This window comes from Variovorax sp. CF079, from assembly GCF_900101545.1.
Classification (GTDB): domain Bacteria; phylum Pseudomonadota; class Gammaproteobacteria; order Burkholderiales; family Burkholderiaceae_C; genus Variovorax.
In genome coordinates this window covers 271027-287141 of sequence record NZ_FMZU01000004.1, presented here as the reverse complement: position 1 = coordinate 287141, position 16115 = coordinate 271027, and the positions used below count along the sequence as shown (strand labels likewise).

General features: G+C 69.6%; 7 protein-coding genes. All 7 read left to right on the top strand.

The genetic code is table 11. From position 1 onward, the window contains the following. The first annotated feature begins 6 nt into the window (after window positions 1-6). The 7 genes from BLS74_RS07265 to BLS74_RS07235 all read left to right on the top strand — a co-directional run bounded on the left by BLS74_RS07265 (window position 7) and on the right by BLS74_RS07235 (window position 16109). The gene (locus tag BLS74_RS07265) at window positions 7-807 is read left to right on the top strand and encodes an SDR family oxidoreductase (RefSeq protein ID WP_093104096.1); all 801 of its coding nucleotides are present in this window, start codon (window positions 7-9) and stop codon (window positions 805-807) included. Continuing rightward, on the top strand, window positions 804-1193 hold the full coding sequence (locus BLS74_RS07260) for a dihydroneopterin aldolase (RefSeq protein WP_093104094.1): 390 nt from the start codon (window positions 804-806) through the stop codon (window positions 1191-1193). Before BLS74_RS07265 ends, BLS74_RS07260 begins: the two co-directional genes overlap by 4 nt. Continuing rightward, window positions 1193-2104 (top strand): tRNA 2-thiocytidine(32) synthetase TtcA, encoded by a 912-nt coding sequence (gene ttcA / locus BLS74_RS07255; protein WP_093104092.1) that lies wholly within the window; start codon window positions 1193-1195, stop codon window positions 2102-2104. The genes BLS74_RS07260 and ttcA overlap by 1 nt, the downstream gene beginning before the upstream one ends. Before the next feature lie 28 nt (window positions 2105-2132). Further along, on the top strand, window positions 2133-2759 hold the full coding sequence (locus BLS74_RS07250) for a DUF4136 domain-containing protein (protein WP_093104091.1): 627 nt from the start codon (window positions 2133-2135) through the stop codon (window positions 2757-2759). A gap of 44 nt (window positions 2760-2803) precedes the next feature. Then, window positions 2804-3442 carry a histidine phosphatase family protein gene (locus tag BLS74_RS07245; protein WP_093104089.1) on the top strand — a complete coding sequence of 213 codons (639 nt, stop codon included), beginning with the start codon at window positions 2804-2806 and terminating at the stop codon, window positions 3440-3442. 332 nt (window positions 3443-3774) lie between these two features. Then, on the top strand, window positions 3775-11097 hold the full coding sequence (locus BLS74_RS07240) for a type I polyketide synthase (RefSeq protein ID WP_093104088.1): 7323 nt from the start codon (window positions 3775-3777) through the stop codon (window positions 11095-11097). Next, window positions 11094-16109: a non-ribosomal peptide synthetase gene (locus BLS74_RS07235; RefSeq protein ID WP_093104086.1), complete on the top strand. Its 5016-nt coding sequence runs from the start codon at window positions 11094-11096 to the stop codon at window positions 16107-16109. Before BLS74_RS07240 ends, BLS74_RS07235 begins: the two co-directional genes overlap by 4 nt. Window positions 16110-16115: the final 6 nt, after the last annotated feature.

Genomic DNA, 16115 nt, shown 5'->3' with positions numbered 1-16115 from the left:
ATCAGGATGGCTGAATCGACCCCACGCCCCGGCGTGCTCGTGACCGGCGGCGGCCAGCGGCTCGGCGCCGCGGTCTGCGACGCCTTCGCGCGCGCGGGCTGGACGGTGTGGTGCCAGTACCGCGCCTCCCGCGCGCAGGCCGAGGCACTGTGCGCGCGCCTGCGCGACGAGGGACACCGTACCACGGCCATCGAAGCCGACATCGCGAGCGAAGAGGGACGGCGCGCGCTGATCGCCAAGGTCACGGCCGACGGCCCGCTGGGCTGCATCGTCAACAACGCCTCGGCCTTCGAGCCCGACACCGGCCTGGATTTCGACGCCGATGCCGCGCTGCGCCAGCTCGGCGTGAACCTGGTCGCGCCGCTGTCCCTGGCACGGCTGCTCGCGAAGAGCGCCGCGCCCGGCGACGGCATCGACCGTTCGGCCATCCACATCCTGGACCAGAAGGTCTACAACCTGAACCCCGATTACTTCTCCTACACGGTGTCCAAGCTGGCGCTGGAGCGCGCCGTGGCGTTGCAGGCCCAGTCGCTGGCGCCCGCGGTGCGGGTGTGCGGCGTGGCGCCCGGCATCCTCTACACCAGCGGGCCGCAGAACCAGGCCAACTTCGAAAAGGCCTCGCGCGCCAACCTGCTGCGCCGGCCCATCGATGCGGCCGACGTCGCCCGCGCCTGCGTCTTCCTCGCCGGCACGCCCAGCGTGACCGGCACCACCCTTTGCGTCGACAACGGCCAGCACCTGGTGCCGCTGGCACGCGACATCATGTTCGTCGTCGACGAGCTGCTGAAAAAAGATTCCACACCATGACCACTGCCGCGCTCGACCCTCTTCTGCTCTCGTGCCGGCGCGTCTTCCTGCGCAACTACGAGGTCTGGATCAACATCGGCGTGCACGAGTTCGAGAAGCGCGCCGAGCAGCGCGTCATCATCAATGTCGATCTCTACGTGCCGCTGGACGTCTCGACGCCGAAGGCGGACGATCTCGACGAAGTGGTCGACTACGACTTCATCCGCCGCACCGTCGCCACGCGCCTCTCCAAGGGCCACATCCACTTGCAGGAAACGCTGTGCGACGACATCCTGACGCAGGTGCTCGCGCATCCCAAGGTGCAGGCCGCGCGGGTGTCGACGGCCAAGCCGGATGTGTACCCCGACTGCGAGGCCGTCGGCGTTGAAGTTTTCAGGAGCAAATGATGAGTGCGGTATGGATCGACGAAGCCCCTTCGTCCACCAACAACAACGTGAAGATCGAGCGCGAGACCCACAAGCTCGAAAAGCGCCTGTGCCGCGAGGTCGGCCGCGCGATCGTCGACTACAACATGATCGAGGAAGGTGACAAGGTCATGGTCTGCGTCTCGGGCGGCAAGGACAGCTACGCGCTGCTCGACATCCTGCTCAAGTTGCGGGCCCGCGCGCCGATCCACTTCGACATCGTCGCGGTCAACCTCGACCAGAAGCAGCCCGGCTTTCCCGAAGATGTGCTGCCGGGCTACCTCACTGCGCTCGGCGTGCCCTTCCACATCGAGGAGCAGGACACGTACTCGATCGTGAAGCGCGTGATCCCCGAGGGCAAGACCACCTGCGGCTTGTGCAGCCGTCTGCGCCGCGGCATCCTGTACCGCGTGGCCGACGAGCTCGGCGCCACCAAGGTCGCGCTGGGCCACCACCGCGACGACATGCTGCAGACCTTCTTTCTCAACATGTTCTTCGCAGGCAAGCTCAAGTCGATGCCGCCCAAGCTGGTGAGCGACGACGGCCGCCACATCGTGATCCGGCCGCTGGCCTACGTGGCCGAGAAGGACCTGGTTCGCTGGGCCCAGCACCGCGAGTTCCCGATCATTCCGTGCACGCTCTGCGGCAGCCAGGAGAACCTGCAGCGCAAGCAGGTGGGCGAGATGCTGCGCGAATGGGACCGCAAGCACCCGGGGCGCGTCGAGAACATGTTCAATGCGCTGCAGAACGTGGTGCCTTCGCATCTGCTGGACGGAACGTCCTTCGATTTCAAGGGTCTCAAGGCCACCGGCGTGGCCGATGCCGAAGGCGACAAGGCATTCGACGCACCCGAGTTCCCGGAGCCGTCCGCGCTGCGCATCGTGCAACTTTGAGGGACGGCGCTTCCACGAGGAGATCCGCATGAAACTTGCGCTCACCGCCCTGGTGCTGACCGTCGGCCTCACCGGCTGCGCCACCCGCTGGGTGGTCGACAGCGAGGTGAAAAGTTTCTCCAACATCAGCGCGGTTCCGGCCGGTGCCACCTACCGCTTCGAGCGCCTGCCCTCGCAGCAGGCCAGCGAGGCTTCGCAACAACAGCTCGAAACGATGGCGGGCGCCGCGCTCGAACGCGTCGGCCTGCGCCGCGACGACGCCAACCCCCGCTACACGGCACAGATCGGCGCCCGCGTGACAGCCGAGCTCTCGCCCTGGGCCGACCCCTGGTTCTACGGCGGCGGGCCATGGGGGCCCTACCGCTACGGCCGCTACGGCTCGCCCTGGTACGGCCGGGGCTGGTATGGCGGCGGCTGGTACGGACCGGCCTTCCCGCCCGCCTCGAACCCCTGGTATGCGCGCGAGGTCAGCATCGTGCTGCGCGAACTGCCGTCCAACCGCGTGGTGTACGAAACCCATGCGCGCAACGACGGCCCCTACACGGCCAGCGCGACGGTGCTGCCGGTGATGTTCCAGGCTGCCTTGCAGGGCTTTCCGAATCCGCCGAAGGGCGAACGCCGGGTGGACATCGAGGTCTCGACCGCCAAGAACTAGAGTCTGTTAGCAGGCCCTAGGGTTCACCCCTAGAATCGCCTCGGATGGAGGTCACCCGCCTGATTGCCGTGCGCCACGGCGAAACCGCATGGAATGTCGACACCCGCATCCAGGGGCAGCTCGACATCGCCCTCAACGACACGGGCCTTTGGCAGGCCCGGCGCGTCGGGCAGGCGCTCGCGGAAGAACCCATCGCCGCCATCTATGCCAGCGACCTCACGCGCGCATGGCAAACCGCGCTCGAAATCGCAGCGCCGCGCGGCATCGAGGTGAAGGCGGAGCCGGGGCTGCGCGAGCGGGCCTTCGGTCACTTCGAAGGCCGCACCTTCGCCGACATCGATGCCACCCTCCCCGACCAGGCCCGGCTCTGGCGCACTCGCGATCCGGCCTTCGCGCCGAATGGCGGTGAATCACTGCTGACCTTCAGGGAGCGCGTGACCGGCGTGGCGGCGGGGCTCGCAGCGAGGCACCCGGGCGAACTGGTGGTGATGGTGGCGCACGGCGGCGTGATGGACGTTCTCTACCGCGCGGCCACCGGGCAGGAACTGCAGGCTCCGCGCACCTGGCACCTGGGCAATGCCGCCATCAACCGCCTGCTCTGGACGCCCCAGGGCTTCACGCTCGTGGGCTGGGGCGATACCGGACACCTGAGCGAGGGGTCGCTCGACGAAGCCGCGGCCTGAACCAGGCCTGATCCGTTAAAAATAGAACTTTCCTATGAGTTCTCGCCGTCTACGCGGCGTTTCTTGTACTTCCTTTGTATTCAAAATGTAAAAAGGGAGGCAGAATCGTGTCCGCACCGTCCTACCGCAGTCGCAACCAAATGCGTCGAGTGTTGCAGAACATCCAAACGACATAGGCTGGGCACATAGCCTTTTGTACGGTGGCGCGACGCATCGTCAAGGGGCAATATCCGGCACATGGAGTGAATGCTTTGTAGTTACTCTTAATAGATACATGTAGGCCGGCGTACGAGGCAAGGAAGCAACAGCGCTAACAGCGGAGCCACCAGTTCATGGAACAAGGACCTCAACCCAATTCCTCGACCGACGCGACGGCGCTTTCGCTGGGGGACCTGTTCGTACCCCGTGCCGGCGCAGCGGGGCAAGCCGCGGTGCAAGTCTCCAGCCTCGATATCCCGCCGGCACTCGCGACCCGGTGGGCCGCGCAGGCCCAGGCGTCCGGCTTTCTGCCGGACACGCTCTTCGCCGCTTCATGGATCCTGCTTCAATCCCGCTGGCTGGGCCTGGCGGCGGTGGAGTTTCACGAGGCACCGGGTGCCGGCGTCGCGGTGAACTGCGACGACACCACGACAGCGCAGCAATGGCTGGCCGCGATCGACAGCGCACGTCGCAACAGCGTCGTCGCATCGACGGCCGGATCGCCGCCCCCTTTTGCGCTCTGGCTCCGTGATGGCGCGAGCGCCGGCCAAGCCGACGCGCCTTCGCTTCAGCTGGAATTCCATGCGCCCGCGGGCCGGCCGGCGACGCTCCGGCTGGCCGCCACCGCTTCGCTGATGGACAGCGCGATCGAAGTCGGCCTGCTGCTGGCCATCGCCGACACCGCCTCGGATCTGCTCGATCGCCCCGCCGCGAGCCTGCGCGAGATCCGCACGCTGCCGGCCCTCGACAGCCAGCGCCAACTGGAAACATGGAACAGCGCCGCCTCGGCCTATGACGCGGCGCTGACCGTCCAAGCCATGTTCGACCGCCAGGTCGCCCGCCGGCCCGATGCGATCGCGCTCGTCGGCGACGCAGGTGCGCTGAGCTACCGCGAGCTGGCTGAGCGCGCCGAACTGATGGCGCGCCGCCTGCAGGCGAACGGCATCCGTGCCGGCGACACCGTGGGCGTGATGCTCGACCGCTCGAGCGCGGCCGTGATCGTGATGCTCGGCATCCTGAAGGCCGGCGCCGTCTATGTGCCGGTCCAGCCGGATTTCCCGGTCGAGCGCATCGCCTTCATGTTCTCGCATTCCGACGTCGGCCTGGTCGTGACGCAGGCCGCGTACCGGCAGCTGGTGCCGAGCGAGCGGGCGCTGCTGTCCATCGACGACGATGCCGGCCAAGATGCCGCGCTGCCGCCGCTCGCACCGGCCGCGGCCGACGGCGAATCGGTGGCCTACGTGATGTACACCTCCGGCTCGACCGGCACGCCCAAGGGCATCGAGATCTGCCATCGCTCGATCCTGCGCCTCGTGGTCGACGCGCACTATGTCGAACTCCGTGCGGGCGAGGCCATGCTGCATGCGGCGCCGCTGGGCTTCGATGCCTCGACGCTGGAGATCTGGGGCCCGTTGCTCAATGGTGGCATCTGCGTGGTGCATGACGAGAAGGTGCCCACGGGCGCCGGCCTCGCACGCGCCATCGCCCAACACTCGGTGAAGACCGCCTGGCTCACCGCCGGCCTGTTCAATGCGGTGGTCGACGACGATCCCGCGCAACTCGCAGGCCTGCGCCAGCTGCTCACCGGCGGCGAGGCGCTGTCGGTGCCGCACGTGCGGCGCGCGCTCGCGGCGTTGCCCGGGCTCACGCTGATCAACGGTTACGGACCGACCGAGTGCACCACCTTCGCGGCCACGCACCGGATTCCGCAGGACCTCGCGGCCGACGCGCGCTCGGTGCCCATCGGCCGCCCGATCAACGACACCGTGCTGCGCGTGCTGAGCCCCTCGATGGCGATGTTGCCCGCCGGCCTGGTCGGCGAGCTCTGCATCGGCGGGCGCGGCCTGGCGCGCGGCTACCTGCAGCGCTCCGACCTGAGCGCCGAACGCTTCGTGGCCGATCCCTTCGGCGGGCCCGGCGAGCGCCTCTACCGCACCGGCGACCAGGCGCGCTGGCTGCCCGACGGCAGCATCGAATATATCGGCCGCATCGACGGCCAGGTGAAGATCCGCGGCCATCGCATCGAGATCGGCGAGGTCGAGGCCGCGCTGCTCGCCCATCCCGGCATCAAGTCCTGTGCGGTCGTGCCGCGCGCGGACGCTGCGGGCCGGCTGCGCCTCGTGGCCTACCTCGTGGCGCGCGGCGCCGAGCTGCCCTGGACCACGCTGCGCCAGCATCTCGCCGATCGCCTGCCCGAAGCCATGCTGCCCGCGGCCCAGGTCTGGCTCGAACAGCTGCCGGTCACGACCAACGGCAAGCTGGACCGCCGCGCACTGCCCGAGCCGCCGCGGCAACGGCCCGAGCTCGCACAGCCCTTCGAGGAAGCGCGCAGCGACACGGAGCGCCGCGTCTGCGCCGCCTTCGCGCGCGCCCTGGGCCTCGACCAGGTCGGCCGCAGCGACAACTTCTTCGACCTCGGCGGCGATTCGCTCTTGGTGCTCAGGGTGTTGCGCGATCTGCAGCAGGGCAGCGAACGCCGCCTCTCGAGCAACCTGTTCTTCCGCCAACCGACGCCCGCGGCGCTGGCCGCCGACATGCAGGCGCAGGACGACGAGCCCGCACCGCCGCAGCGCGAGCGCACACCGGCAGCAAAGCCTGCCACCGGCAGCGACATGGAGCCGGTGGCGCTGATCGCCATGGCCGGCCGCTTCCCGGGCGCCGCCGATGTCGAACAGTTCTGGGACAACCTGATAGCCGGGCGCGAGTCGATCAGCTTCTTCGACGATGCGACGCTCGACGCCGGCGTCAGCGCAGCGCTGCGCGCCGACCCGCTCTACGTGCGCGCCCGCGGCGTGATCGACGACATCGATCAGTTCGACGCCGCCTTCTTCGGCATCAACCCGAAGGAAGCGGAGCTGATGGACCCGCAGCAGCGCGTGTTCCTCGAGATCTGCTGGGAATGCCTGGAACGCGGCGGCTACGTGCCCGATCAGGCGCCCGGCCCGGTCGGCGTGTACGGCGGCATGTCCAACGCCAGCTACTTCCAGCGCCACGTGTCGACGCGGCCCGACCTGGTCGAGATGGTCGGCGAGTTCCAGGTGATGCTGGCCAACGAGAAGGACTACATCACCACGCGCGTGGCGAACAAGCTCAACCTGACCGGCCCGGCCGTGAGCGTGCACACCGCCTGCTCGACCTCGCTGGTGGCGATCGCCCAGGCCTTCTTCGCGCTGCGCACCGGCCAGTGCCGCATGGCGCTGGCGGGCGGCGCCTCCGTTACCTGCCCGCCGAAGAGCGGCTATCTCTACAACGAAGGCTCGATGCTGTCGCCCGACGGCCATACGCGCAGCTTCGACGCCCGGGCCAAGGGCACGGTGTTCAGCGATGGCGCGACCGTCGTGCTGCTCAAGCGGCTCTCCGATGCGATCGCCGACGGCGACACCATCTACGCGGTGCTGCGCGGCGCCGGCATCAACAACGACGGCGGCGCCAAGGCCAGCTTCACCGCGCCCAGCGTGGACGGCCAGGCCGCGGTGATCGAAGCGGCGCTCGCCTCGGCCGGCGTCGAGGCGCGCAGCATCTCCTATGTCGAGACGCACGGCACGGCGACGCCGATGGGCGACCCGATCGAGGTCGAAGGCTTGACGCGCGCCTTTGCCGCGCACACCGCCGACATCGACTTCTGCACCATCGGCTCGCTGAAGAGCAATGTCGGCCACATGGTCACCGCTGCGGGTGCGGCCGGCCTCATCAAGACCGCCCTCGCGCTGCACTGCGAGGCGATCCCGGCCAGCCTGCACTACGACGCGCCGAACCCGGTCATCGATTTCGAGGCCACGCCCTTCCGCGTGAACAGCCAGCTTCGCCCCTGGCCGCGCGAGGCCGCGCCGCGGCGTGCCGGCGTCAGCAGCTTCGGCGTCGGCGGCACGAATGCGCACGTGATCGTCGAGGAAGCGCCGCTCGCCGCGCCCTCCGATCCGGCGAGCGGCCCGCTACTGCTCACGCTCTCCGCGCGGACGCCGGCGGCGCTCGCGGCCGCCGCCACCCGGCTGGCCGACCACCTCGACGCGCACCGCGAACTGTCCCTGGCCGACGTCGCCCACACGCTGCGCGTGGGACGCAAGCAGTTCGCCCAGCGCGCCTGCGTGGTCGCCGAATCCATCGACGAAGCCGTGACGGCCTTGCGCAGCGCCGATTCGGCCGCCCGCGCCGGCGCCGCGGTCAATGCCTGGGTGCCGCAGCCGGTCTTCATGTTCCCCGGCCAAGGTGCGCAATACGCCGGCATGGGTCGCACGCTGTATGCCGGCGATGCCGTCTTCCGCGCCGCCTTCGACGAATGCCTGCAGGCCTTCGAGAGCGTGCTCGGCTTCGACCTGCGCGAGCGCATGTTCTCGGACGATGCAGCCGCGCTGGCGCCGACCTCGGTCACGCAGCCCGCGACCTTCGCGCTCGAATACGCACTGGCGCGCCAGCTGATGGCGCTCGATGTGAAGCCGGCCGCGATGATCGGCCACAGCGTCGGCGAGTTCGCCGCCGCCGTGCTGGCCGGCGTGATGCGGCTCGAGGATGCGGCCCGCCTGGTCGCGCGGCGCGGCGCGCTGATGCAGGCATTGCCCGCCGGCACCATGCTCTCGGTGCGCCTGCCGGCCGCCGAGCTGCAGCCGCTCCTGCCCGAAGGAATTTCGCTCGCAGCCGACAACGGCCCGGCGGTCTGCGTGGCCGCGGGCCCGAGCGATGCCATCGAGAAGCTGCGCGCCGAGCTCGAAGCCAGGGGCATCGTCGCCAAGACGCTGCAGACCTCGCATGCCTTCCACTCGGCGATGATGGACGCGGCGGTCGCGCCCTTCGAGGCGCTGGTGCGCGAGACGCCGCTCGCCCTGCCCCGCCTCCCGATCTACTCGACCCTCACCGGCCGCCTCCTGAGCGCCCAGGAAGCGACCGACCCGCACTATTGGGCGCGCCATCTGCGCGAGACGGTGCGCTTCTCGCCCGCCGTGCGCGAAGTGCTGGCCCAGCTCGCGCATCCGCTCTTCGTCGAGATCGGCCCGCGCAACACGCTGGCCACCCTGGTGCGCCAGCACGCGAGCAAGGCCTTGCCCGCGCCGGCGGCCTCGCTGCTTGCCGACCAGACGAGCAGCGAGAGCGCCGCCTGGCGGCTCGGCGCCGGCCGGCTCTGGGCCCAGGGCGTGGAGATCGACCTGGCCGCCCTCGATACGCGCGCACGCAAGCAGCGCGTGCGCCTGCCCACCTATCCCTTCGAACGCAAGCGCTTCTGGGTCGACATCGCGTCGGCGCCGGCCGCCGTTGCACTGCCCGCCGAAATTCCTGCCCCATCCGTGCCCCTGACCCCATCGATTCCGGAGTTGACAATGACCGTCGCCACTTCCGCGCCACCCGCGCGCCGCGCCTCCCTCGTCACGCGCCTGCGCGAGCTGTTCGAGAACCTCTCGGGCGCCGACATGGCCGACGTCGACGGCGCCGCGCCCTTCGTCGAGATCGGCCTCGACTCGCTCACGCTCACGCAGGCCGCGCTGCAGGTCAAGAAGACCTTCAAGGTCAACCTGACTTTCCGGCAGCTGATGGAGAGCTATCGCAGCTTCGACGCGCTGGCCGAGTTCCTCGACGCCACGTTGCCGCCGGATGCTGCAGCAGCGGTGGTGCCGCAGGCCGCGCCGGCGATGCCCGCCGCCGTGCCGCAGCAGCCGGTGCTTGCGGCGCTGTCGGCAGCGCTGCCGGCCATGCAGCCCGCGGCGGCCATGGCGGGCGGCAACAGCAGCCTGGTGCAGCAGGTCATCGCGCAACAGATGCAATTGATGCAACAGCAACTCGCATTGCTGTCGGCGGCGCCGACGGTTCCGGCCAGCCCCGTGCTGCCGGCCCCGGCGGTGGAGCAACCCACGCCCATGGCCACCGCCGCGGCCACGGCGTCCAACACCCCCGAGCCGGCTGCCGAGGAGCCGCCCGTCGCGCCGAAGTACGACGTCAAGAAGGCTTTCGGCGCCATCGCGCGCATCCACACGCAGAGCAAGGAGCCGACCGAGCGCCAGAAGGCGCGGCTCGCGGCCTTCATGCGCCGCTACGTCGAGCGCACGCAGAAGAGCAAGGCCTTCACCGAGCGCAACCGCCCGCACATGGCCGACCCGCGCGTGGTCAACGGCTTCCGGCCCGCGACCAAGGAGATCACCTACCAGATCGTGATCGAGCGCTCCAAGGGCTCGCGCATGTGGGACATCGACGGCAACGAGTACGTCGACACGCTCAACGGCTTCGGCATGAACCTCTTCGGCTGGACGCCCGACTTCATCAACGAAGCGGTGAAGAAGCAGCTCGAGCTCGGCTACGAGATCGGCCCGCAGCATCCGCTGGCCGCCGAAGTCACCCGGCTGCTGTGCGAGCTCACCGGCTTCGACCGCGCGGGCCTGTGCAACACCGGTTCCGAGGCGGTGATGGCGGCGCTGCGCATCGCGCGCACCGTCACCGGCCGCAGTACCGTGGTGCTCTTCACCGGCTCCTACCACGGCACCTTCGACGAAGTGCTGGTGCGCGCGGGCCGCAATGCCAAGGGCATGTCGGCGGCACCCGGCGTGTTGCAGGGCATGTTCGGCGATGTGCGCGTGCTGGACTACGGCACGCCCGAGGCGCTCGAATTCATCCGCGCCAACGCAGAGGACCTGGCCGCCGTGCTGGTCGAGCCGGTGCAGAGCCGCCGGCCCGACTTCCAGCCGCGCGAGTTCCTGCGCGAGGTGCGCGCGATCACCGAAAAATCCGACACCTGCCTGATCTTCGACGAGGTCATCACCGGCTTCCGCTGCGACCTGGGCGGTGCGCAGGCGCTGTTCGGCATCCGCGCCGATCTCGCCACCTACGGCAAGGTGCTGGGCGGCGGCTTCCCCGTCGGCGTGATCGCCGGCAGGCGACAGTACATGGATGCGCTCGACGGCGGCCCCTGGCAGTACGGCGACGATTCGGTGCCCACCGTAGGCGTGACCTACTTCGCCGGCACCTTCGTGCGGCATCCGCTCGCGCTGGCCGCGGCCAAGGCCGCGCTCGAGCACCTGAAGGCAGACAACAACAAGCTGCAGACCCAGCTCAACCTGCACACCGCGGCCATGGCCGACGAGCTCTCGGCCTTCTGCCGCGAGGTCGGCGCGCCGGTCGAGATCCGCTACTTCTCCTCGCTGTGGCGCGTGAGCTGGCTGGAAGATCATCCGCTGCAGGACCTGCTGTTCGCGATGATGCGCAGCCGCGGCGTGCACATCCTCGACAACTTCCCCTGCTTCATGACGGCCGCGCATTCGCAGCAGGACATCGCGACCATCAAGTCCGCCTTCAAGGAATCGATCGCCGAGATGCAGGAAGCCGAGCTACTGCCGCGCCGCGCCGCGCCCAAGACAGTGCTCGACCCCTCGCATCCGCCCGCACCCGATGCGCGGCTGGGCCGCGACAAGGATGGCCAACCCGCCTGGTTCGTGCCCGATCCGAACGCCCAAGGCAAATTCACGAAGTACAAAGCATGATCGACGCAGTCGCCACCCTGTCCGCCGAGGACGCCACCGAGGATTTCGATCCCTTCGCCTCGGGCCTGATCGAGCGCGTCGTCTCGACCACCGAGGCGCAACGCGAAGTCTGGCTCGGCGATCGCCTGAGTCCGGAAGCCTCGCTCGCCTACAACGAGACGCTCCGGCTGCGGCTCAAGGGCACGCTGGACACGCGTGCGCTCGCCAGCGCACTCGACCGGCTGGTCGGGCGCCACGAATCGCTGCGCGCCACCATCTCGCCCGATGGCACGCAGTTGCTGATCGGCGAGGCCGCGCCGGTCCACATGGCCGAACACGACCTCGGCGCGCTCGATGCGGCGGCGCAGAAGCGCAGGCTCGAGGAAGACGGCGTGGCCGCCGTGCTCGAGCCCTTCCAGCTCGAACAGGGTCCGCTCTTCAGGGCCGCGCTCTACCGGCTGTCGCCGATCGACCATGTGCTCGTGATGAGCGCGCACCACGCGGTCTGCGACGGCTGGTCCTGGGGCGTGATCAGCCAGGACCTCGGCAGTCTCTATGCCGAACAGATCGGCGCCGGTCCGGCATTGGAGCCGGCGGCCCAGTACTCCGACTACGCCGCCTGGGAGGCGCAAGAGGCGAACAGCCCCGAGATGGATGCCCACGTCGGCTACTGGCTCTCGCGCTTCGCCGGCGGCAGCCTGCCGGTGCTGGAGCTGCCGCTGGACCGCCCGCGGCCTGCCGTGCGCACCTTCAATGCCTACCGCATCGACCACGTCTTGAGCCAGGACCTGATCGACGGTCTGCGCAAGGTCGGCGCCGTCTCGGGCACCAGCCTGTTCGCGACCATGTTCGGCGCCTTCGCCGCGACCCTGCACCGCCTGACGGCGCAGGACGACCTGGTGATCGGCATCGCGGCCGCGGGCCAGATGCCCAGCGACATGCCCTCGCTGGTGGGCCACTGCGTCAACCTGCTGCCGATCCGCGTGGCGGTCGACGCCCAGGCTCGCTTCGATGCGCTGGCGCGCCAGTCGGGCAGCGCCCTGCTCGACGCCTTCGAACACCAGACCCTGACCTACGGCGCGCTGCTCAAGAAGCTGCCCGTGCCGCGCGACCCCAGCCGGCTGCCGCTGGTGAACGTGCTGTTCAACGTGGACCGCGATGCCGCGCCCAACGAAGGCAACTTTCCCGACCTGCAGGTCGAGCAGAGCACCATCGCGCGCCGCTACGAGAACTTCGAGCTCTTCCTCAACGTGACGCCCGTGGTGGGCGGCATGCAGATGGAGGCGCAGTACAACGCCGACCTCTACGACGACGCGACCGTGCGCCGCTGGCTCGGCATGTACGAATCCCTGCTGCGCGCCGTGGTGCGCGATCCGACGCGGCCGGTCGGCCGGCTCGAGCTCCTGTCGCCCGCCGAAGCGCATGCTCTCGCGGCCTTGCAGCCAGCGCCGACGCCGCTGGAAGGCGCGCCGCTGATGCATGCGGGCTTCATGACGCATGCAGCGACACAGCCCGCACAGCCGGCCTTGCGCGATGGCGCCCAGCGCATGAGCTACCGCGAACTCGACGAACGCTCGAATCAATTGGCCCATGCGCTGCGTGCGCGCGGCATGGGCCGCGGCGAACGTGTCGGCCTGTGCCTGGACCGCGGCTTCGACATGTTCGTGGCCCTGCTCGCGGTGCTCAAGAGCGGCGCCGCCTATGTGCCGCTCGACCCCGCCTTCCCGCAGGCGCGTCTGGACTACTACGCCGAAGACGCGAAGCTCGGGCTGCTGCTGACCAGCTCCTCGATCGCCGCGGCGCCGAAGATGTGGCGCGAAGACGCGGCCGACCGCGTGCTGCTGCTCAACCTGGACACCAGCTGGCAGAACGAAGCGCCCACGCCGCTCGTGCCCGGCGCGCAGGATGCGCAGGGCGAAGACACGGCCTACGTGATCTACACCTCCGGCTCGACCGGCAAGCCCAAGGGCGTTTGCGTGCCGCACCGCGCGGCGGCGAACCTGATGCAGACCATGCAGCGCGAGCCGGGCATCGGCGCGAGCGATCGCATGGCCGCAGTGACCACGCTGTCCTTCGACATGGCGGTGCCCGAGGTGATGCTGCCGCTGGCGGCGGGCGCCGAGATCGTGATCGTGCAGCGCGAGGTCGCGATGGACGGCAACCGGCTGCGCGCGCTGCTCGAGTCCGAAGCCATCACCATCCTGCAGGCCACGCCCGGCATGTGGCGGTTGCTGCTCGATGCAGAGTGGTCCGGTCCGCGCGGCTTCCGCGCCTGGATCGGCGCGGAGCCGGTGCCGGCGGATCTCTCGCTCGAATTGATGGGCCGCACGAGCGAGCTCTGGAACCTCTACGGACCGACGGAAACCACCGTGTGGTCGACCGTCTGGCGCATGGAGCGCCCGATCGTCGCGGCGCGCGGCGTCTCGATCGGCCGCCCGATGGCAAACACCGGCGTCTGGATCCTCGACAGCAACCTGCAGCCCTGCCCGGTCGGCGTGCCGGGCGAGATCTGCATCAGCGGCATGGGCGTGACACTGGGCTACCTCGACCGGCCCGAGCTCACGGCCGAGCGCTTCGTGACGACCGCCATCGACGGCGTTGACACACTGATCTACCGCAGCGGCGACCGCGGCCGCTGGCGCAACGACGGCCTCTTGGAACACTTGGGCCGCTTCGACTTCCAGGTCAAGGTGCGCGGCTACCGCATCGAGCTCGGCGAGATCGAGGCGCGCTGCAACGAGGCGCCGGGCGTGGCGCGCAGCGTGGTCGTCACGCGCGAAGACCAGCCGGGCGACGTGCGCCTGGTGGCCTACCTCGCGGCCTCGCCGGGCGCCACGGTCGACCTGGCCGCGCTCGACCGCCATCTGCGCAGCCGCCTGCCGCAGTACATGGTGCCGCAGCATGTGGTCGGCCTCGACGCCATTCCGCTCTTGCCCAACGGCAAGGTGGACCGCAAGGCGCTGCCCAAGCCCAGCGCGACGCGGCAGGAGACGAGCGAGCGGCTGGCGCCGCGCAACGAGCGCGAACGCATCGTGATGGAAACGATGGAGCGCGTGCTCAACCTGCCAGGCCTCGGCATCCGCGACGACTTCTTCTCGCTGGGCGGCCATTCGCTGCTGGCGGCGCGCCTGGCTACCCTGCTGAGCCGCGAGTTCGAGCTCACGGTGCCGCTGCGCATGCTGTTCGAGGCGCCGACGGCCGAACGGCTGGCCGCGGCGATCGAAGGCCTCGACGGCAGCAACGCGCCGCGCAGCGCACCCATCGCGCATGTCGCGGACCGCAGGAGCGCACCGCTCACGCCGATGCAGGAGCGCATCCGCTTCGTGGAGGAGCTGCATCCCGGGCGTTCGACCTACAACGCCCCATCCGCGCACCGGCTCGGCGGGCCGCTGGACATCGAGAAGTTCAAGGCGGCGCTGCGCGTGATGATCGAGCGGCAACCGTCGCTGCGCACCGCTGTCGGTGCCGATCCGGCCACCGGCGCACCGGCCGCGCTGATCGCGAAGGAGCTGGCCTACGAGCTGCCGGTGATCGACCTCGGCCACCTGCCCGAAGACCAGCGCGAAGCCGAGCTGGTCGAGCGCATGCACGAAATGGCCGACCAGCCGATCGACATCCATCGCGCACCGATGTTCCACGCGGCGCTCTACAAGATCGCGGCCGACGATCATGCCTTCGTGTTCGTGCCGCACCACCTGATCTGGGACGGCTGGTCCTTCGACATCCTGCAAAGCGAGCTGTCGGCCATCTACGGCGCGCTGGTGCGCGGCGAGGCGCACGGCCTGCCCGAACTGGCCGTGACCCACGGCGACTACGCCGACTGGTATGCGCGCTGGCTCACCGAGCCCGAGGCCGAACTCCAGCTGCGCTACTGGAAGGACCGCTTCGCGAACTCGCCGACGCCGAAGGCGCCGCGCACCGACATGCCGCGCCGCGCCGGCATGAGCGGTCAGGGTGGCGCGCACTGGATCAATGTCGACAAGGCGCTCACCGAGCGGCTGCGCGAGACCGGCCAGCGCCACGACGTCACGCTCAACATGCTGACCCTGGGCGTCTATATTCTCATGATGAGCAGCATCATCGATAGCCGCTCGATCGTCATCGCCACGCCGGTGCGCGGCCGCGAGGCGCCCGAGCTCGAGCCGGTGATGGGCTTCTTCAACAACGTGCTGCCGCTGTCCTTCCAGATCGACCGCTCGCTGCGCTTCGGCGAGTTCATGCGCTATGTCAAGCAGGAGCTGATCGCGGTGATGAGCCACCAGCAGATCCCCTTCGAGCGCCTGGTCAGCGAGCCGGAGTTCGTGGAGCGCGCGCAGGGCGTGGGGCTCTACCAGGCCCTGTTCTCGTTCCAGGATGCGCGCGAGCGGCCGCGCGACATCGGCGGCCTCCAGCACCGCCAGATGCACCTGCCGCAGCGCGGCGCGACCGACGATCTCGGCATCTGGCTGATGGACAAGCCCGACGGCCTCGAAGGCGCGGTGGTCTACAACGCCGACATCTACAAGCGCGAGACCGGCGCCGCCTTCAAGGAGCGCTACCTCGAGCTGCTGCGCCTGGTCGCGCAGCAGCCGGACGCCACGCTGGAAGCCATCGCGGCGCCGGCCGGCTCGGACAGCGCGAGCTACCTGCAGCGGCTCGCGGCCGACGCGGCGCCGGCGCCCACCGCGGCGCAAACCGTGGCCGCGCGACCGCGGCAGGCGCAGCCGCAGGTGCTGCTGTTGCCCGAACAGGCGAAGCTGGCCCAGATCTGGGCCAGCGCGCTCAGCATCGACGTCAACGACATCCATGCCCACGACAACTTCTTCGACCTGGGCGGCGACTCGCTGCTCGCGATGCGCGTGATCCAGCAGGCCGAACAGGTGATGGGCTTCCGCGTGGAACCGCGCCGCTATGTGTTCGAAGGCCTGGGGCAGCTGGCGTCGGCCGCTGCCGGCATCGCGCTCGACGCCTTGGCCGCGGCGTCGGCGGAGGGCGAGTCGCGGCGCGGCGGCCTGCTCGGCCGCGTATTCTCCGGCTGGAGCCGCAAGAGCTGACGAGGC